Origin of the sequence: Gabonibacter chumensis (assembly GCF_024741215.1) — a bacterium.
In the GTDB taxonomy this organism is placed as follows: domain Bacteria; phylum Bacteroidota; class Bacteroidia; order Bacteroidales; family Marinifilaceae; genus Gabonibacter; species Gabonibacter massiliensis.
In genome coordinates this window covers 63,775-82,830 of record NZ_JANSKB010000005.1, presented here as the reverse complement: position 1 = coordinate 82,830, position 19,056 = coordinate 63,775, and the positions used below count along the sequence as shown (strand labels likewise).

Genomic DNA, 19,056 nt, shown 5'->3' with positions numbered 1-19,056 from the left:
GCTATTTTTTCGTATAAATATATTGTTCCTTTCTCCTTTTTTATGTGAAAAATGAGGAAATGATGATTCTTTTTATAAATAATGGTCTATTAGTAAGTTAAGAAAGTTAAATTTGTCGGAAAGAATAGTGGAATGCAGATTTGAATATATGCGATTAGTTTGTACTTTTGTAAAAGCTTAATCGGGCTAAAATTAAATGTGATACGATATGAACCTGAACCCTTCGGAATATAAAATACTCATTGTGGATGACGTGCAGTCAAATGTGTTACTGCTTAAAGCTCTGTTAGGGCGGGAAGGATTTAATATCGTCTTTGCGATGAATGGTGCGGAAGCCTTGGACGTAGTAAAAAAGGAGCGGCCTGATTTGTTATTGTTGGATGTGATGATGCCTGATATGGACGGTTTTGAGGTTGCGGGGCGTTTGAAGGTCGAGCCGGAATACGCGGAGATCCCGATTATTTTTCTCACGGCATTGAACGATTCTGCCAGCGTGGTCAAGGGATTTCAATTGGGAGCAAGTGATTTTATCTCCAAACCTTTCCGGAGGGAGGAGTTGTTGATACGTGTACAACATCAACTGTTGTTGGTAGAGTCCCGGCGAATTATTTTGAGACAAACGGAGGAATTACGTAAAACGATAGAAGGACGCGATAAACTTTATTCCGTGATCGCTCATGATTTGCGTTCTCCTATGGCCTCGATGAAAATGTTGTGTAATATGATCATGATGACCATTGAGCCTAATTCTTTGCCTTCCGATGTGTTTGAAATGTTGGAGATGACGAATAAGACGGCAGAAGAGGTTTTCTCGTTATTGGATAACCTGTTGAAGTGGACCAAAAGTCAATTGGGAAAATTGTCGTTGTTACCTCAGGAGGTGGATATCGTCGGGTTGGCGCAGGGGGTGGTGGAAGTATTCAGCCCTATAGCCGAAAGTAAAGGTATTCGGTTGAAACTTTTTAACGATCGGGAGACAATAAATGTTTGTGTGGATATAGAGATGATTAAATCTGTCGTGCGCAATTTAATATCCAATGCTATAAAGTTTAGTAATAAAGATACCGAGATCATGGTAAATCTGAACGTGGAAGGGGAGGAGGTTATTGTAACCGTGTCGGATAACGGATGCGGTATAAAAGAAGAGGATCAGCCTAAATTATTAAATGCGGCAACTCATTTTACCACTTTCGGAACGAATAGCGAAGAAGGGTCGGGGTTGGGACTTCTGTTATGTAAAGATTTCGTGACGAAGAACAAAGGACGTCTTTGGTTTGAATCCGTGTACGGCCAGGGATCGAGTTTTAGTTTCTCCTTACCGTTAAAGAACGAATAAAAAAGAGTGCTTCATCGAAGCACTCTTTTTTTTTTAGTTGAACTCTTTCAAAATCTTTTCGACTTCTGCCGGAGTAACTCTTCCGTAAACTTTTTCTCCGATCAGAACGACGGGAGCAAGTCCGCAGGCCCCTACACAGCGTAAGCTGGAAAGGGAAAATTTTCCATCCGGTGTGGTCTCGCCAACTTCAATTTTTAGAATCCGTTTGAATTCGTCCAATACCTTTTCGGCTCCTCTCACGTAACAGGCTGTTCCCATGCATACAGAAATCGGATGTTCTCCTTTGGGAGTCATCGTGAAAAAGGAATAGAACGTTACCACCCCGTATACTTTGGATACCGGAATATTCAGTTGCCGGGCGATGATCTCCTGTACTTCCCGGGGCAAATACCCGTGAAGCTCTTGTGCTTCGTGCAGGATGTTGATCAATTCTCCGGGTTGATTACCATGTCTTTCGCATAGTTGAACGAATTCGTCCACCTTACATTTGGCTAATGTTATCTTTGTCATATTCCGTTCTTTTATTGTTCAGTAATTTCTTTACTTCTGTTGAAGTAACATGTATGTAAAAGGTGATGTGCCTTTTCGCTCATCGGTTTCCCTAAGTATTCTTCATAAAGAGAGATAATATAAGGATTCTCGTGAGATTTACGTAAATGTTTTGTTTCGTCTTCCTGATAAAGTGCCTTTGTACGGGCTTTCAATAGCGAAGAGTCTCCATGGTGAAGCGGCTGGCCTCCCCCACCGATACAACCGCCGGGGCAAGCCATGATTTCGATGGCGTGGTACGGGGATTTTCCCGCCCGTATTTCGTTCATCAGTTTGCGGGCATTTCCGAGACCGTGGGCAACGGCCACCTTCAGTTTGAATCCGTCAACGTCAATGGTAGCTTCTTTCAAGTTGCTGATACCTCTAACGTCTTCGAAATTAACGTTGTCAAGAGTTTTGCCCGTGTGTATTTCATAAGCGGTACGTAAAGCGGCTTCCATAACACCTCCCGATGCCCCGAAAATAACGGCAGCTCCGGTAGATTCTCCGAGAGGCGCATCGAACTCTTCCTCTTCGAGTTGCATGAAGTCGATATTGGTTTGTTTGATGAGGGCGGCTAATTCTCGGGTAGAGATAGAGTAGTTTACATCCGGGTCTCCGTCCGTTTTGAACTCGTCTCTTTCACATTCGAATTTTTTGGCTAAACAGGGCATGACGGATACGACGATCAGATCTTCTCTCTTTATGCCCATCTTTTCGGCCCAGTAGCTTTTGGCCACGGCTCCGAACATTTGTTGCGGAGATCGGGCGCTGGAAGGCATGTCCAAGAGATCTGGGAACTGGTTTTCGAAGAAATTGACCCATCCCGGGCAGCAAGAGGTGATGATCGGCAGTTTGACGTTCTTATCGCCATTCAAAAAGGCTCCAAGGCGGCCTAACAGTTCGGTTCCTTCCTCCATGATGGTCAAGTCGGCGGCAAAATCGGTATCGAATACCTTGGCAAAACCTAATTGGCGTAAGGCTGCGACCATTTTTCCGGTGACGGATGTGCCGGCCGGCAATCCGAATTCTTCTCCTAACGCGGCACGCACGGCTGGAGCTGTTTGTACGATCACGGTTTTTTCCGGATTGGACAGATCCCGGATCAAACGATTCGTGTGATCTATTTCTGTCAGAGCCCCCACGGGACATACAGCTACGCATTGCCCGCAAAAAGTACATTCGGAGTCTTTCAGATCCTGGTCGAAGGCGGGCATGACAACGGAACCAAAGCCCCGGTTTGCCGCTCCGAGTGCGCCGACTGTTTGTACTTCGTTACACATGGTTTCGCACCGACGGCAATAGATGCATTTACTCATATCCCGGCGGATGGAAGGAGATTCGTCTACTTTATAGGTCGTTTGAGCTCCCGCAAAAGGGATTTCGCGAATACCTAATTTGATGGCTATCGTCTGTAATTCACATTTTCCCGATTTCGGACACACCAAACAGTCGGAGGGGTGATCGGATAGCATCAGCTCGAGGACAACGCGACGGGCGTTCAGAACGCGGATCGTATTCGTGCGTACGTTCATGCCGTTTTCGCATTTGGTGGCGCAAGAGGGAGCCAGGTTTTTTCTGCCTTCCACCTCTACGACGCATATACGGCAAGAAGCCGGAATGTTCTGGATACACAGGTCTTTCAGGTTCATGTAGCAGAGGGTTGGAATATCGATTCCCATTCCTCGTGCGGCTTCCAGAATAGTAGTGCCTTTGGGGACGCTTACCTCCCGGTTATCTATTTTTAATGTTATATTGTTTTCCATGTTAAAATCTTAATCGTGAAATTTTCGCTTTTCGCTTTTCTCCTGATTTTAGGTGAAAAGTCTTATCTCGTGCTTACGGCTTTGAATTTGCATTTTTCCATACATGCACCGCATTTGATACATTTGGCGGTGTTGATAAAGTGTACCTCTTTTCTTTCGCCGACAATCGCGTCTACCGGGCAATTCCGCGCACATAGTCCGCACCCGATACATAATTCGGGATCGATGTGGTAAGTCAGCAAGTCTTTACATTTACCGGCCGGACATTTTTTGTCCTTAATATGGGCGATGTATTCATCGTAGAAATTGTCGATGGTCGAAAGAACCGGATTCGGAGAGGTCTGTCCCAAACCGCAAAGAGCCGTATCCTTAATTACCCGGCTAAGATTTTTCAATGTATCGAGATCTTCCATGGTCCCTTGTCCTTTGGTGATCTTATCCAGTAGTTCGTAAAGTCGTTTGTTCCCTACCCGACACGGAGTACATTTTCCGCAAGACTCCTCTACGGTGAAATCTAAATAGAATTTAGCAACGGCGACCATACAATCGTCTTCATCCATAACGATCATTCCTCCAGAACCCATCATGGAGCCGGAGGCCAGCAGGTTATCGAAATCAATCGGTACGTCCAGATGTTTTTCTGTCAGGCAACCGCCGGAAGGACCACCGGTCTGAACGGCTTTGAATTTCTTTCCGTTCTTGATGCCACCCCCGATTTCGTAGATGACTTCCCGTAAAGTTGTTCCCATGGGCACTTCAATCAAACCTACGTTATTGATCTTGCCGGCCAGCGCAAATACTTTTGTTCCTTTGGAACGTTCCGTTCCGATCTGATTGAACCAGTTTGCGCCTTTCGTGATTATGACTGGAACGTTGGCCAATGTTTCCACGTTATTTACGTTCGTGGGGCGTTTCAGGTAACCCGCCTCTGCCGGGAAAGGCGGTTTCATCGTAGGTTCTCCGCGTTGTCCTTCCATGGAGTGAATCAAGGCCGTCTCTTCTCCGCAAACGAAAGCTCCCGCTCCGTATCGCAATTCGATGGAAAAATGGAAATCGGTTCCTAAAATGTGTTCCCCTAAAAGTCCATACTCTTCCGCTTGCCGGATGGCCGTCTTTAACCTATTGATAGCCAAAGGATATTCGGCGCGGATATAAACCAAACCTTTTGTGGCTCCGATACTGTAACCGCAAATGGCCATGGCCTCCACGATGGAGTGAGGATCGCCCTCCATAATGGACCGATCCATGAATGCACCCGGGTCTCCTTCGTCCGCATTACATACCACGTATTTTTGATCTGCCTGGTATTTACTGGCAAATTCCCATTTCATACCGGTAGGGAAACCACCGCCGCCTCTTCCCCGTAAGCCGGAGAGTTTCATCTCGTTGATTACCTCTTGAGGAGTCATCTCCGTGAGGCATTTTGCTAAGGCTGCATACCCGTCGCGAGCGATGTATTCTTCGATGTTTTCAGGATTGATAAAGCCGCAATTACGTAAGGCGATACGGAGTTGTTTTTTATAGAATCCCATGTGTTTGGAGTCACTTACGGCGCTTTTTTTCTCCGGATCTTTATAGAGTAAACGTTCTACTTTACGTCCTTTAATAATATGTTCGTTCACAATTTCCTCGGCATCTTCCGGCTTTACCTGAACGTAAAAAGTATTGTCCGGCATGATTTTTACGATAGGGCCTTTTTCGCAGAAACCGAAACAGCCTGTTGCAATGACCTGAACTTCGTCTTCGAGGTTTTTATCTTTCAGGCACTCTTCCAGTTTCCCGATAATGTGTTGACTGGCGGATGCTCTACATCCGGTCCCACCGCATACGAGAACATGCATTTTATAACTCATAGGTATAAGGTTTTGTTAGGGTTAATTTTCTTGTTTTCAACACAACTCCACAGGTGATAAGCGAGTTGCAACGATTAAATCGTGTTGTAATTGACGGGAATGATCCCCTCCACGAGTTCGTCGTTCTTTAAATATTTTTGAATGATTTCTTCTGCTTTTTCCGGGGTTACGTGACCAAAAACGATCGGTTCTTTACCGGGTTTCGTGATTTCGATGGTCGGTTCTGCATAACAGTATCCCATGCAACCGGTTTGTGTCACAACAGCCGCGATCCCGTTTTTTTCTAAATTTTCGATAAAATAATTCATGGTTTCCTTACTTCCGGCTGCAATACCGCAGGTAGCCATGGCTATCTTTATCTGGATCAGGTTATCTGCCTGTTCGCTTTTTTCGCGAAGATCGATTTTAGCCTGAACGTTTTCTTTGATACGTTTAAGATCTGCTAATGATTTTATCTTCTCCATAGTTAATGATTAAGGTTGATTTGTTGTATAAGTTATCTCTTTTAAGTTCTCTTCTATCATTTGTTGTAAAGCGAGTACGATCTCCGGGTCGTTAACGGGAACGCCTTCCAGGTAATCTTTTACCTCTTTCGAGTCGAAAAGATATTTTCCTTTTTCCGTGACATGACGATAGACAAAACGGATATCCGGATTCGATGCAACAAGCAAAACGACCGTGTTGGCTATATTACCGACGGGAGGACGATCCAGATGGGAGTGAGAGAAAATGGCCTGAATGGTTGTTCCCTCTCCTTTGCGAGAGCAAATGGTTAACGAACCTCCGGTTTGTTCGGCATTTTGTTTTAACAGGGGAATGCCTAATCCTACTTTTCGAACGGTCCTGCTCGTGAAAAAGGGATCCGTTACCCGATCCAGCGTTTCTGCGTCCATACCACATCCGTTGTCTCTTATGGTGATGCTAAAGAGGTCTTTTATGATATTCTCTTCAATATCAATTTCTATTTTTGTAGCCTCTGCCCGCACCGAATTTTGGGCAATGTCCATAATATGAGCTGATAAATCTTGCATCTTCGTCACTTCTAAATGTGAGGGAAATCGCACCTTCCACTTATAAATTTGCGGTTATTTTCAAAATAAACTTTCAATTGAAAATAATTCGTCTCAAATATAGTAGAAATATCGTAATAAACAACTGACAAAACGTCAACCTTTGTTATATAGATTGTTTCTAATAAAGTTTTGAAACCCTTGATTCTTTGGGGTGCTACGCGAATCAAAGTAAGGATGGGAAGGGTGAAAAAGGACAATTTAATCGGGAGAAAGGTAATACCGGAGGAGACGCTTCAATAGGGCGCAGTTAATCGGTTTTACGATGTAGTCAGAACATCCTGCAGCCTCGGCTGCTTGTTTGTCTTGGGGAAAGGCGAAAGCGCTTACGGCTATAATCGGAATATCTGAATTTGTTTCTCGTATTTCCCGGGTGGCTTCCAAGCCGTCCATTTGAGGCATTTTAATGTCCATTAAAATAAGATCCGGAAAATGAGATTTGAATTTTTGGATTGCTTCTATCCCATCTCGGGCGCGAATAATAGAATACTCTTTTTTTAGAATGGTATCTAAAAGAAGAAAATTACTCTCGTTGTCTTCGGCGATAAGTATTGTTTTGGATGAATTAATATAATCATTTTCCTTTCCTTTCATTCTTCTACTCGATTTAAAAAAATGAACGTTTTATGATTTTGAGTATTTAGAAAGGGACAAAACAGGCTCTAATGCGCTTTACTATTGATTTATAATTTTTTAAAATAGGCCAATATAGCATATTTTTCGAATAAAATCTGTATATTTACGCCATCATAAAACGTTCGTTTATTGATAGATAGATTGGATTGATTTTGTGGATATTGTATATAAAATATATTATTTCCTTTTATTCTATTCCTTGTTTGATCATTTTTCTAAAAAACATTCAAAGAGGGTTTAAAGTAATCTAATGGCCTGATTAATAGATTCAAATGAAGGATATGAAAGTGATAGTTCCGTGTATACTTTACCGATATCATTAACATAATGGGCATCGGAAGAACGAATGAAAGCATAATTTTGAAGGTAATTGTTACCGTTTAAGAAAGCCTCTTTAGTCGTGTAAGGACTGAGTTCTAAGGCCTCTACTCGTAGGTCGGGAGGAACAAATCCCAATTGAGAAAGGATACTGAAACAGCTTTTATCGATGTGAGCGGGAATAAAGATGCCTTCTAACCGATGTACTTCATGTTCGATATTTTCGATCGGCAGATCAAGGGCGGAAATAAGCAGACGTTTTTCTTCGTATAAAATTTGGTCGTCCCAATCGACGACCACCTGATAGCCGAATTTTTCCGGGTTGTTTTGAATAGAGGGGAGATGCCGGTCCAAAAAGAGTTGAAATTCGTCCAGTCGTTCCCGGTTGGGGAAAAAAGCTAAACAGTGTGCCTCTTCCCGGGTTGAGATTTCAACTCCCGCGAGAACGAATATTCCCTCCTTTTGGGCCTTTTCCTGGATAATGATGGCCTGTCTGGTAGAATTGTGATCGGTAATACCGATGATGTCCAATTTTTTTTGCTTGGCCATGGCAATAATATTCCGGGGACTCATATCCAGATCCCCGCAAGGGGATAGTACGGTGTGTATATGTAAATCGGCCCGGAATAACATGGGTTTCAGCCTTTAATGGTTTTGTAAAGTTCTCCTGTGATTTCAAAGGTTTCCAAAGATGTGGACAGGATCGGGATTCCCTCGGCGTCGCTTTCTGCGGCGGTATCTTTCTCGGGGGTACGTCCTTTCACGAGAATAATGGCGGCAATCTCTTTTAAAGAGGCGATAGCCATAATGTTTTTATGAGTTTGAAGGGTAACCCATATGTCTCCTTCCCGGGCGTTGCCCATGACGTCGCTTAACAGATCGGATGTATATCCTCCTTTAATTTCGCGGTTTGTACCGGAAGCTCCACTGCAAAGAGCAAGGTTTAATTTTGATATAAGTTCTTGTACGGTCATGATTATATATACGATTAATTATGATTCAAATCTTTTCTTTCCCCAGGTTTTTTCTGAAATGTCGAGGGATTCTTCCGGGGTCATTAAATCTTCTTTACAAAGAATCTTTTGCATAAACACGCATTGATTCAATTTGGCCTTTCCCTGAACGACATCGCGGGCGAGGGTTTGGCAGGAGGGAGCTCCGCAAGCTCCACAATCTATTTTAGGAATAAACTCCATGATTCGGTTGATCTTTTCCATTTTCTCCATGGCTACAAGCCTATTTTCGTCCAGCTTTTCTATGGAACGGGGAGGAATTTTACCCGTGAGAGACACGAGTTTGTATAAAAAAGATCCGTATTGTTGTACATCGTCAGGAGTGGTCCGGTTTTGCATCTCGCTTGTTCTCATTCGTTTACGTAGACGTTCTATCGTTAAGAAACGATTGTTTATGACGAGAGCTCCTCCCGCGCAAGAGTGGTCGCAAGCCCGTAATTCAAGAAAATCGATGTCCGTGATTTCGTCGTTCTCTAATTTTTCGAGAATATCGATGACGTTGTGTATCTCGTCGATAGCGAGGCAACGTCCGTCGAAACGGGAGGCTTCACCTTCCGTGAGCGTCCAGGCGATGGCTTCCGGTGATAAGTAAGTTTGTTCCGGAACGGGAACAAGCGGTTGATTTTTGTGTTGAGTAATGCCTAATTGTATCTTATTGTATATAAAGTCGATATTGATAACTCCGTTTACGGCGGATCCCTCTTCTCCCACGGGAGATTTTACGGCAGCTATTTTTGCGGCACAGGGGGTAACGTAAAAAATTCCGATCTCCTCGTTAGGAATACCTTGATCGATTAGTTTCTGACGGGCATAGATCGCTGCCAAATCCATGGCTTGTTTTAAACGGACGATATGTCCTATTAACGAAGGAAACCTGACCTGAATCAACCGGACGATGGCCGGACAGAAACTGGATATGAACGGTCTCTGGTGACTGTTGTTTTTCATGTAATCCCGGGTCGCCTCCGTCAGAATCCCGGACGTTTGTGCCACTTCGAGGACATAAGTAAACCCCATGTCATGTAATTCCGAGAAAATCTGTTCTTCTGTGGTATCTTCGGAAAATTGTCCGAATAAGACGGTGGGAAGTAGTATGACCCGGTGTTTAAAGTTGAAAATTTGACTGAAATCATCCTGTTCCACGATAATCGCGTGTTGGGGACAGGATTTCAGGCACATGCCGCAATCTACGCAAGCTGCTTCGTATATACTTGCTTTCCCATGTCTGATGCGTATCGCTTGCGTCGGGCACAGGCTCATGCAGTGAGTACAGCCGATACACGCTTGTGACGCAACTTTTAAGGCATGGTAGAAAGGTTCCATATTCAATTCGAAAGTTCTGTTTTAGTTTGAGAAATACGTGGTCATTGTTACTCTTGTTCCTTCGTTTACGTTGGATTCGATCTCCAGTTTATCGCAGTTTTTTTTCATGTTAGGCAAACCCATTCCTGCTCCGAATCCCATCTCTCGCACCTTTGGGGAAGCTGTCGAATAGCCTTCTTGCATGGCTAAGGAAATATCGGGAATACCCGGTCCCTTGTCACTGATGATTACCTCGATGTATTCAGGATTAACGGCTACTTTCATCACTCCCTCGTAGGCGTGAGCCACTACATTCACTTCTGCTTCGTACAGTGCGACAACAATGCGTTTGATCAGCATCGCGTCTATGTTTAGTTGTTTGAGAATCTTTTTTACTTCACTCGAGGCTTGCCCTGCTTTGGAAAAATTTCCTCCTTCGATATTATAATTAAACTCCATTTTTTCGGATTAATAGATAGGTTCTAAACCGGCAACATATAATTCGCCGCATACTTTAAACATACTCTGTTTGCATTGGAGCAAAGCGATGTTACTCTCCTTGGCTAATTCGACCATTTCTGGAGTAACCTGCTTACCCCGGACAAAAAGGATAAAACAGATATCTGACATCTCTGCCGTCCGTATAACCTGAAGATTCGCCAATCCCGTAATAAGGATCATTTCACTGGTATCCAGACGCAGAACATCACTCATGAGATCAGCAGCGAAAGCATGCTTAATCATTTTATCGAGGTGATGATTTTCATATATCACCTCGGCTTGCAATAAAATAGCAATCTCTTGTAGGGTCATGGGCTTTTTTTATACGTTCCTAAAATAATGAGAATATTTTAGAAAAACAAGCACCCGAATCAGAGCTTGGAGGAAATTATTCAAATGGTCAATGCCACGGAAAACAGAATGTCGAAAAACATGGATTGTTTTTTGGTCTCGTAACCCGTTCTGAAACCTAAATTAACCGGGAATGGCAGGCGGAAAAAATGGGAATCCACAGTCGCTTCGATCCCGTAGGAATAGAAGAATTTAGAATGTAACCTGTTTTTTTCTTTTCCCGCGTCGAAGAATACTCCTGTGGTCAGGCGTTTCATGTATAAGACCGGGCCTACCTGTGCATCCGGATAGCAAACGGGCATTTTGTAACCGGAATGAAGAGAGGATAATCGATGACCTCTGAGAGTCATACCCCTTGGAGAGAGGATTTCGTTGCTGAAGTAATTATTTATGTTTGATTTCTCCTGATGCCCTAAATAAGCGTAAAATGAGTGATGCGGAACAAATCCCGGAAAATAGAATCTGCCTTCTCCCCACCAGGTATTTCCGTAATCTAAATTTTCAAAAGGAGTGTGAGCGAAACCGGCTTCTAACCGTTGCCCCCATCGCGGGTTTACATCGCGTGCATTCATTCGGGTCTGATTGTAGAATATGATACCGTATTGCATGATTTGCAATGTCCTATCTGGGTTCTTAAATTGATAATCGTTGGGATGGGCAATTTGCCAGAGATTTTTTTTGAAGTCGTATACGGATCCGAATTCTTTTATTTTGTTTTGATGCAGGGTTTTTAATTCGTATTTCACGTAAGGGGTTAATGTTCTGAGAATGTTTTTGATATTCAACGTAAATGGGAATTGTATGACCGTATTTAGTTGTGTGTATCGGTTGGTATTGTATATGAGAACGGTGTCTTGTTTGTGGGTGATCAGGTTCGTGGCGTTGTAATCTATGTTCGTCATATAATCGTCTTGTCTTCCGCTTTTGAATTCAACCTGAAAAACGGGCCAGAACCCTTTATAAGTAGCTTTGACTTGCCAGTTGCCGTGGGGATAGTCCCTTCCTCGCACGTAGCCTGCCGTAAGAAATAGTGTACTTAATTTATTTTGGGAACTTACAGCAATGCCGAAATCGATATCCATGTCGTCTTTATCCGGGAAAATGGGGCCCCAGCTATGAAAATTGAACAAATGGAGAGCTTTGTTGTATTTTTTGCTTTTGTAAACGGAATCTTGAGTGAATTTGAATTTCCAGTTTTCCAGACGGGTTAACTCTTCGGCTAATGGAAAACATTTGGAGCGGATATCCGTCTCCTCGAGTTGTTGTAAAGCCATTTTTCCAGGCTTGTATCCGTCTGCCGTATAGAACGAAAAGTAAAGCGTGTCTTTTTGTGGGGAAAGGGCGGGGTAACGGATTCCAAAACGACCGTTTAAGATGTTTCCTCCAAAGTGTAAAGAGTCTTTTTGTCGGTAGAAGGAGTTATTACCGTTAAATGCTGCCCGGTAGAGGGTCTCTCCTTTCAGGTCGATCGGATTGTCTAACTCGTAATTCGTTTCCGGTGTGACGGATTCTCTCTTTCCGTTTTTCAGGTCAATTCGTTCTAATCTCTTTCCGGAAGGGGAAACGACAACCGTTAAGATATGCTTCTTGCCGTCGAAGGAGGGATGAACGAAAAGTTCATGTTCTTTCCCTTTTAGACGGAAAAGCTCTTTTTTAAATGTGGGGTCCGTGATGACAATCGAAGCCTGATTTTCCTTATTTACTTCCACGAATCCCCAGTTTTTGCCGACGGCAAAAGGTGCGAACCGGTTGAAAGATGCCGGATGTCTCGTGTATTTCCGTTTTTGCATGTCGAAACTGACTAAGACCATTTTTCCTCCGTGCTGCCAGCGAAGATTGGGTTTATATTCCGACCATACCAGTTTATGTTGATTGTAGGCGAATTTGTAATCATACAGTACTCCCGGACGTATGAGAATCGATTCTTCTCCTGACTTCAATCGAACAAAAGCTCCTGCTTGATCCAACCCTTGTTTGTAGGCGATGATTTCCCCTTGCCCCGCGGGTGTGGGATAGTGATAATTGGCATAAACCGGATTCCGGGTAACAAGCGTATCGAAGCGATTCTGTGTGCTATCGGTCTCTCGCTTCCATATCTGTTGCAGTTCGCTGAAATTATCCCGGTACAGGGTACGTTTGGCATCGCAATAGGTATTTGCCTGCTTTACGCTGTCCGGGTCGACGAAGAAAGAACGGAAACGGGGAAGAGCCCATAGAGAGTCCCTCTTCTGTTTTAGCGTTATTTTCAAACTTCTGGCAAACGGGGTAATTCCATACGGACGTTTCCCGACTCTTGCGAGAGCATCTTGCCAGATGTCGTTTCCGTAATGAACCCGACTGTTTCCGGCCATAAAATATCCCATCGTGTAACGATCCGGAACGAAATCCCGCAATGAACCCAATACGGCTTTATCATAAGAGTAAAGTCCCTTTTCTACGATCTGTGCTTTCATTTCATTTAAAAATTCCGGGGAGCGTCCTCTTCCGTTCGTTCCGACGGAGGTCTCGAAATCGGTAGCGTCTCCTTCGAGGTACCACATCGGGATGTAAAGTCCGATGATGGCCATTGTCATTTGTTCCCCGAAAATGTAATAGAGTATTTTGCTGAAACCTTGATTTACCTTATCGTATTGTATGACGTGACGAAATTCATGTACGCAAAGATGTTCCAACCAGTTGTCGTCGGAACTTTGCGGGGGAGTTGTGTACAGTTCGCTCTTTTTGGGAGCCCATCCCGCGTTTCCGTTTGATACACCTCCGTTGGCCCGTACGATCATGGATATTTTTTTGGCTTTTATGCCTAACGAGTTACCGTGTGCGTATAGTTTGGCATATATATTGGCTATGTATTGAGCTTGTTCTTCGAAAAAATCGGGATATATAATTTGAAACTCATCCGTTTTAATTTGACGCCAACGGGTGAAACAGGGATCTTGCCCTAAATCGACAAATTGGGCTTTGGCCGTAGACAGGGGTAAAGTGGAAAGCAGAAGTACTGCGATACGAATAAATAGGGGCTTAAAATCAAGATGATATCTCATGTTTGTAAATTTCAACCGGTTTGTAAACGATACAGATGCGCTAAAATATATTTTTATTTTAATATTTTCTACATCTATATAAATTATCTTTGTGAACGAACTTACGTACAATAGGTTTGTAGGGTTCGGGGTGTTGGGAGAGGATAAATTGATAAAATGAGAATCAGGGTTGGCTGTTTCGTAGAATGGATGATAACGGAGGAATTATGGAGAATATAGAAAAAGAAAGAATAGCAGAGTTGAGGAAACTGTTGGAGTATTATAATTATCTCTATTATGTAAAAAATGCTCCTCGGATTTCAGACATGGAATTCGATAAATATATGCACGAGTTAGAGGCTTTGGAGGATAAGCATCCGGAATGGTACGATCCGAATTCTCCGACCCAACGCGTGGGAAACGATTCCTCGAATGAGTTTGTGCAAGTACCGCATAGATACGGTATGATGTCTCTTGCCAATACCTATAGTGAACAGGAGATACGGGATTTTGACGAGAGAGTTCGTAAAGGACTTGGAAATGAAGAGGTGGAGTACGTGTGTGAGTTGAAATACGATGGAACTTCCATCAGCTTGCGTTATGAAGACGGGAACTTGAAGGTTGCCGTTACGCGCGGGGACGGGGAGAAAGGAGATGATGTAACGGCGAATGTGCGTACGATTCGTACGATTCCGTTACGTTTGCAGGGAGAGGATTACCCGGAAGAGTTTGAGATACGGGGGGAGATATTGATGCCGTTTACTGTTTTCAACCGTTTGAACGAAGAGCGGGCGGAGGCGGGGGAGGCCTTATTTGCCAACCCGCGAAATGCGGCTGCCGGAACTCTGAAATTACAAAATTCTTCCATCGTGGCGAAACGTCGATTGGATTGTTATCTGTACTATATCCCCGGGGACGATACGCCCGCTCCGACGCATTACGGTAATTTGCAGAAGGCCAAAGAATGGGGATTTAAAATTCCAGCGAATATAGAGATTTGTCGGAATGTGGACGAGATTTTGAGTTTTATCAGGAGATGGGACGAGGGGCGTAAAGCCTTATCGGTACCTATAGACGGAATCGTGATAAAAGTAAATAGTATTCGTCAGCAGTTGCAACTGGGATATACGGCAAAGTCTCCTCGTTGGGCCATTGCTTTTAAATACAAGGCGGAGCGTGTAGAAACCCGATTAATAGATGTGGTATACCAGGTGGGGCGTACCGGTTCCATTACGCCGGTAGCTAATTTGGCCCCTGTACATATTGCCGGAACGACGGTAAAGAGGGCTTCTTTGCATAACGAGGATATTATACGGGAACTGGATCTGCACCTTCATGATTGGGTTTACGTGGAAAAAGGAGGAGAGATCATACCTAAAATAGTGGGGGTGGATAAGGCCAAACGAGAGATGGATGCTCCTGTTATTCAGTTTATTACTCATTGCCCGGAATGCGGTACGGAGTTAATAAGACACGAGGGGGAAGCCAATCACTACTGTCCGAACGAAGATCATTGTCCTCCTCAAATAGCTGGAAAAATTGAACATTTTGTGAGTCGTAAAGCGATGGATATCGAGGGAATGGGAGGAGAGACCATCGATTTGCTATTGAGTAAGGGATGGATTAGGGACGTTTCGGACATCTATGAGTTGCCGGCCCACCGGCAAGAGTTGATCGGAATGGAAAAAATCATTTATCCTGAAAGCTATGTGATGAATAGTATTCCTTTATCCAAGGTTATTTATGCATTTGAAATAGGAATAAAAAACATATCGGTAAAAAATGCGGAGGCCTTGGCGGAACATTTCGGTAGCTTAAAGGCATATAGCGAAGCATCCGGAGAAGAATTACTGGCGATTGAGAAATTGCAGTTTACCGGCGATCGGAGAAAGAACGTAAATAAGATCGTGGATTATTTTCGTTTGCCTTTTAACGAGATGTTGGAGCGATTGAAGGAGGCGGGAGAGGTAGACATGATTCCTTTGAATCAGGTGATTTATGCTTTGGATATTCCGGGAGTCGATCGTCACAAAGCAGATTGGCTGGCTGTCGAATTTGATTATCTCTATCGTTTGGCGGTAGCTTCGGAGAAGGAGATTGCGGCGGTAGAGGGAATAAGTGAGGAGGAGGCTTTACGGATATATTTGTTCCTGCGGGGGAAAGAAAAATTCATTCGTAAATTGAATACTTTAAGAGTTTATCGCTTGCAGGAGAAATCGGTGGATAATTTGATTGCCGGGATCGAAAAATCGAAAGGGGCGGATTTGCCTGATTTTATTAATGCATTGGGGATTCGTTATATAGGTGAAAGTGCTTCCCGGAATTTGGCTCGTCATTTTAAATCGTTGCAGGCGATCATGGATGCCTCTTACGAGCAGTTGATAGAGGTCGAGGATATCGGGGAACAGATGGCCCGGAGCGTGCAACGTTATTTCGAAAAACCGGGAAATAGGGAGATGATGGCCCGTTTCCTTCAACGGGGCATACGGGGAGAGATGCGTGAGGAAGAGGGAGAGAGCGATGTCTTTGCCGGAATGACTTTTGTGATCACGGGTACTCTTTCTTTACCAAGGGAACATTTCAAGGCTTTGATCTTAAAAGCGGGTGGAAAAGTAAGTGATTCAGTATCTTCGAAGACCACTTATCTCTTGGCCGGAGAGAATGCCGGAAGCAAATTGAAAAAAGCGGAGAAATTAAATGTAACCATTTTGTCTGAAGAAGAGTTTAATAAGATAATAAAAAGTGAATAATGAGAGATGCATGATATTTCTGGTATAAAAGTATTATCTTTACGTTAGATTAAAAAAAGTCGGGAAACGACAAGAATTATGGGAAGAGAAGAAACAAGACGATTGAAACAGATAATGACCTCTGCAGGAGAAGAAGCAAGACGATTGGGCAACTCAAAAATTTACCCGGAGCACTTGTTTTTAGGTTTGTTGAGGTTGAGAAGTGGTCGGGCGATTGATATATTAATATCCTTGGGGTTGGATTTTTACGAGGTGAAGGATAAGATAGAACAACGGCTCGGGGGAAAACGTTATAAATCGGAAAATGTAACCGATATTGATTTTACACTTGCGGCTAATAGCGTATTGAAGCGGGTTGTGGAAGAGGCGTGGGATTTGGGTGACGAAGAGTTGGAATCCGAGCATGTGGTATTGGCCATTTTAAGGAATCAATCGGGATTTGTGACCAAATTGTTCAAGAGCATGGATATTGATTATGACATTTTTAAGGAAGCTGTCTTAAAAGAGAAAATGCGTATGCAATCAGATTATAACGAAGAGGGGGATGATTCGGAAGACTCCGAAGATGATTCTTCCATGTATAATCCCTATCGGCAAGGAGGGACGGCATCCGCGAAATCGGATACTCCTGTGCTGGATAATTTCGGAATCGATATTACCAAGGCGGCGGAAGAGGGAACGTTGGACCCGATCGTGGGACGTGATCGGGAGATAGAGCGTTTGGCCCAAATATTGAGTCGCCGGAAGAAAAATAACCCGGTATTAATCGGAGATCCGGGGGTCGGGAAATCGGCTATCGCGGAAGGTTTGGCTATTCGGATCGTACAACGGAAGGTCTCCCGGGTATTGTTTGACAAGAGAGTGATCGCCTTGGACATCGCTTCGATTGTCGCCGGTACGAAATACCGCGGACAGTTTGAGGAACGGATGAAAGCCATATTGGCGGAGTTAGCCAAAAATAGAAATATTATTCTGTTTATTGATGAGATTCATACCATAGTGGGAGCCGGAGGTTCTGGAGGAAATTTGGATGCAGCCAATATGTTGAAACCGGCGTTAGCCAGAGGAGAGATCCAATGTATAGGAGCAACGACTTTAGATGAATACCGACAGAATATTGAGAAAGACGGGGCTTTGGAACGTCGTTTCCAGAAAGTATTGGTCGAAGCGACTTCATTTGATGAAACCGTGGAAATTTTAAATAATATAAAATCCCGTTACGAGGATCATCATAATGTTCGTTACACGGATGAGGCGATAAAGGCTTGCGTGAAATTGACGACCCGTTACATATCCGATCGGGCATTGCCGGATAAAGCGATAGATGCCATGGATGAGGCTGGATCGAGGGTGCATATTGCCAATATTAATGTTCCGCCGATTATAGAAGAATTGGAGACCTCGATAGAAGAGGTGAAAGAGAAGAAAAGAGAGGCGGTAAAACAACAAAATTTCGAAGTTGCCGCTGCTTTTCGGGATAAGGAGAGACAGCTGTTGAAGTTGTTGGAGGATGAAAAAAATAAATGGCAGCAGGAATTGGATGAAAACCGGATTACGGTAACGGAAGAGGATGTCGCCGAGGTTGTGGCTATGATGACGGGGGTTCCCGTGAAACGGATAGCCAAGACGGAGGGAATGAAATTACTGCAGATGCATGACGAATTATGCGAGAGTGTTGTGGGACAACGGGAGGCCATTGAGAAGATCGTGAAAGCGATTCATCGGAATCGGGCCGGATTGAAAGATCCGAATCGTCCGATAGGTTCGTTTATCTTTTTAGGTCCAACCGGAGTGGGTAAAACGCAATTGGCTAAAGTACTTGCCCGCTATCTGTTTGACTCGGAAGATGCGTTGATTCGTATCGATATGAGCGAGTACATGGAGAAGTTTGCCGTATCTCGTCTTGTCGGGGCTCCTCCGGGTTATGTCGGCTACGAGGAAGGAGGACAGTTAACGGAGAAAGTACGTCGCAAGCCTTATTCTGTCGTGTTGTTGGATGAGATTGAAAAAGCTCATCCTGACGTGTTCAATATCCTTTTGCAATTGTTGGATGACGGGCAGTTGACAGACAGTTTGGGACGTAAGGTCGATTTTAAGAATACGATCGTAATTATGACCTCCAATATAGGTAGTCGCCAATTGAAAGATTTTGGTCGCGGAATCGGTTTCGGATCGCAGGATCGGACCGGGGATAGCGATTACGCGAGGGGAGTAGTGCAAAAGGCGTTGAAGAATGCTTTTTCTCCGGAATTTTTAAATCGTATCGATGATATAATCATGTTTAACTCCTTGTCGAAAGAAGATATCTATAAAATAATAGATATCGAACTGAAAGGCTTGTTTAAGCGGGTGGGCGATCTCGGTTTGAAGATTTCCATTTCTAATGAAGCGAAAGATTTTATTACCGAGAAAGGTTTTGATCCGCAATACGGGGCACGTCCGTTGAAACGGGCGATACAAAAGTATTTGGAAGATGAGTTGGCGGAAGTCATTATTAAAGGAATTCCGGAAGGGAGCGAACTTCAGGTGGATTACGATAAGGAGAATGATAAAATTATTATAAATGAAAAAGAGGCTTGAAAAAGCCTCTTTTTCATTGGACGGTTTGATGT

Annotated in this window: 15 protein-coding genes; 3 read left to right on the top strand and 12 right to left on the bottom strand. The window is 43.7% G+C overall.

Going from position 1 to position 19,056, the window contains the following annotated elements:
- Positions 1–208: 208 nt before the first annotated feature.
- The gene (locus tag NVS78_RS12265; RefSeq protein ID WP_286359428.1) at positions 209–1,336 is read left to right on the top strand and encodes a hybrid sensor histidine kinase/response regulator; all 1,128 of its coding nucleotides are present in this window, start codon (positions 209–211) and stop codon (positions 1,334–1,336) included.
- A gap of 33 nt (positions 1,337–1,369) precedes the next feature.
- Here NVS78_RS12265 and nuoE read toward each other — a convergent pair whose 3' ends face one another.
- The 12 genes from nuoE to NVS78_RS12205 form a co-directional block, all read right to left on the bottom strand.
- Positions 1,370–1,846, bottom strand: a complete 477-nt coding sequence (gene nuoE, locus NVS78_RS12260; protein WP_041502299.1) for an NADH-quinone oxidoreductase subunit NuoE — start codon at positions 1,844–1,846, stop codon at positions 1,370–1,372.
- A gap of 11 nt (positions 1,847–1,857) precedes the next feature.
- Positions 1,858–3,630 carry an NADH-dependent [FeFe] hydrogenase, group A6 gene (locus NVS78_RS12255; protein ID WP_286359427.1) on the bottom strand — a complete coding sequence of 591 codons (1,773 nt, stop codon included), beginning with the start codon at positions 3,628–3,630 and terminating at the stop codon, positions 1,858–1,860.
- Positions 3,631–3,692: 62 nt separating this feature from the next.
- Complete coding sequence (locus tag NVS78_RS12250; RefSeq protein ID WP_041504810.1) at positions 3,693–5,483, bottom strand: NADH-quinone oxidoreductase subunit NuoF; 1,791 nt, start codon at positions 5,481–5,483, stop codon at positions 3,693–3,695.
- Between the two features lie 74 nt (positions 5,484–5,557).
- On the bottom strand, positions 5,558–5,947 hold the full coding sequence (locus NVS78_RS12245) for a (2Fe-2S) ferredoxin domain-containing protein (protein ID WP_286359426.1): 390 nt from the start codon (positions 5,945–5,947) through the stop codon (positions 5,558–5,560).
- 9 nt (positions 5,948–5,956) lie between these two features.
- Positions 5,957–6,514, bottom strand: coding sequence for an ATP-binding protein (locus tag NVS78_RS12240; protein WP_286359425.1), 558 nt, complete (start codon positions 6,512–6,514; stop codon positions 5,957–5,959).
- A 240-nt stretch (positions 6,515–6,754) separates the two neighbouring features.
- On the bottom strand, positions 6,755–7,147 hold the full coding sequence (locus NVS78_RS12235; protein ID WP_286359424.1) for a response regulator: 393 nt from the start codon (positions 7,145–7,147) through the stop codon (positions 6,755–6,757).
- Positions 7,148–7,426: 279 nt separating this feature from the next.
- Entirely contained in the window at positions 7,427–8,140 is a 714-nt protein-coding gene (locus NVS78_RS12230) for a PHP domain-containing protein (RefSeq protein ID WP_286359423.1), read from the bottom strand.
- 5 nt (positions 8,141–8,145) lie between these two features.
- Entirely contained in the window at positions 8,146–8,481 is a 336-nt protein-coding gene (locus NVS78_RS12225; protein WP_286359422.1) for a DRTGG domain-containing protein, read from the bottom strand.
- A gap of 18 nt (positions 8,482–8,499) precedes the next feature.
- Positions 8,500–9,843 (bottom strand): [Fe-Fe] hydrogenase large subunit C-terminal domain-containing protein, encoded by a 1,344-nt coding sequence (locus NVS78_RS12220; RefSeq protein WP_286359421.1) that lies wholly within the window; start codon positions 9,841–9,843, stop codon positions 8,500–8,502.
- A gap of 21 nt (positions 9,844–9,864) precedes the next feature.
- The gene (locus NVS78_RS12215; RefSeq protein WP_286359420.1) at positions 9,865–10,281 is read right to left on the bottom strand and encodes an ATP-binding protein; all 417 of its coding nucleotides are present in this window, start codon (positions 10,279–10,281) and stop codon (positions 9,865–9,867) included.
- A gap of 9 nt (positions 10,282–10,290) precedes the next feature.
- The gene (locus NVS78_RS12210; RefSeq protein ID WP_286359419.1) at positions 10,291–10,635 is read right to left on the bottom strand and encodes a DRTGG domain-containing protein; all 345 of its coding nucleotides are present in this window, start codon (positions 10,633–10,635) and stop codon (positions 10,291–10,293) included.
- Between the two features lie 80 nt (positions 10,636–10,715).
- The gene (locus tag NVS78_RS12205) at positions 10,716–13,715 is read right to left on the bottom strand and encodes a hypothetical protein (protein ID WP_286359418.1); all 3,000 of its coding nucleotides are present in this window, start codon (positions 13,713–13,715) and stop codon (positions 10,716–10,718) included.
- A gap of 206 nt (positions 13,716–13,921) precedes the next feature.
- Here NVS78_RS12205 and ligA point away from each other — a divergent pair, with 206 nt between their 5' ends.
- Both ligA and NVS78_RS12195 read left to right on the top strand, forming a co-directional pair.
- Positions 13,922–16,444, top strand: coding sequence for an NAD-dependent DNA ligase LigA (gene ligA / locus NVS78_RS12200; protein ID WP_286359417.1), 2,523 nt, complete (start codon positions 13,922–13,924; stop codon positions 16,442–16,444).
- A 78-nt stretch (positions 16,445–16,522) separates the two neighbouring features.
- Positions 16,523–19,024 carry an ATP-dependent Clp protease ATP-binding subunit gene (locus NVS78_RS12195; RefSeq protein ID WP_286359416.1) on the top strand — a complete coding sequence of 834 codons (2,502 nt, stop codon included), beginning with the start codon at positions 16,523–16,525 and terminating at the stop codon, positions 19,022–19,024.
- Positions 19,025–19,056 lie beyond the last annotated feature (32 nt).

What these genes read in the sequence shown, in the direction of transcription:
- NVS78_RS12265 (WP_286359428.1), top strand. Translation starts at nt 209, where the DNA reads ATGAACCTGAACCCTTCGGAATATAAAATACTCATTGTGGATGACGTG.
- nuoE (WP_041502299.1), bottom strand. Translation starts at nt 1,846, where the DNA reads ATGACAAAGATAACATTAGCCAAATGTAAGGTGGACGAATTCGTTCAA.
- NVS78_RS12255 (WP_286359427.1), bottom strand. Translation starts at nt 3,630, where the DNA reads ATGGAAAACAATATAACATTAAAAATAGATAACCGGGAGGTAAGCGTC.
- NVS78_RS12250 (WP_041504810.1), bottom strand. Translation starts at nt 5,483, where the DNA reads ATGAGTTATAAAATGCATGTTCTCGTATGCGGTGGGACCGGATGTAGA.
- NVS78_RS12245 (WP_286359426.1), bottom strand. Translation starts at nt 5,947, where the DNA reads ATGGAGAAGATAAAATCATTAGCAGATCTTAAACGTATCAAAGAAAAC.
- NVS78_RS12240 (WP_286359425.1), bottom strand. Translation starts at nt 6,514, where the DNA reads ATGCAAGATTTATCAGCTCATATTATGGACATTGCCCAAAATTCGGTG.
- NVS78_RS12235 (WP_286359424.1), bottom strand. Translation starts at nt 7,147, where the DNA reads ATGAAAGGAAAGGAAAATGATTATATTAATTCATCCAAAACAATACTT.
- NVS78_RS12230 (WP_286359423.1), bottom strand. Translation starts at nt 8,140, where the DNA reads ATGTTATTCCGGGCCGATTTACATATACACACCGTACTATCCCCTTGC.
- NVS78_RS12225 (WP_286359422.1), bottom strand. Translation starts at nt 8,481, where the DNA reads ATGACCGTACAAGAACTTATATCAAAATTAAACCTTGCTCTTTGCAGT.
- NVS78_RS12220 (WP_286359421.1), bottom strand. Translation starts at nt 9,843, where the DNA reads ATGGAACCTTTCTACCATGCCTTAAAAGTTGCGTCACAAGCGTGTATC.
- NVS78_RS12215 (WP_286359420.1), bottom strand. Translation starts at nt 10,281, where the DNA reads ATGGAGTTTAATTATAATATCGAAGGAGGAAATTTTTCCAAAGCAGGG.
- NVS78_RS12210 (WP_286359419.1), bottom strand. Translation starts at nt 10,635, where the DNA reads ATGACCCTACAAGAGATTGCTATTTTATTGCAAGCCGAGGTGATATAT.
- NVS78_RS12205 (WP_286359418.1), bottom strand. Translation starts at nt 13,715, where the DNA reads ATGAGATATCATCTTGATTTTAAGCCCCTATTTATTCGTATCGCAGTA.
- ligA (WP_286359417.1), top strand. Translation starts at nt 13,922, where the DNA reads ATGGAGAATATAGAAAAAGAAAGAATAGCAGAGTTGAGGAAACTGTTG.
- NVS78_RS12195 (WP_286359416.1), top strand. Translation starts at nt 16,523, where the DNA reads ATGGGAAGAGAAGAAACAAGACGATTGAAACAGATAATGACCTCTGCA.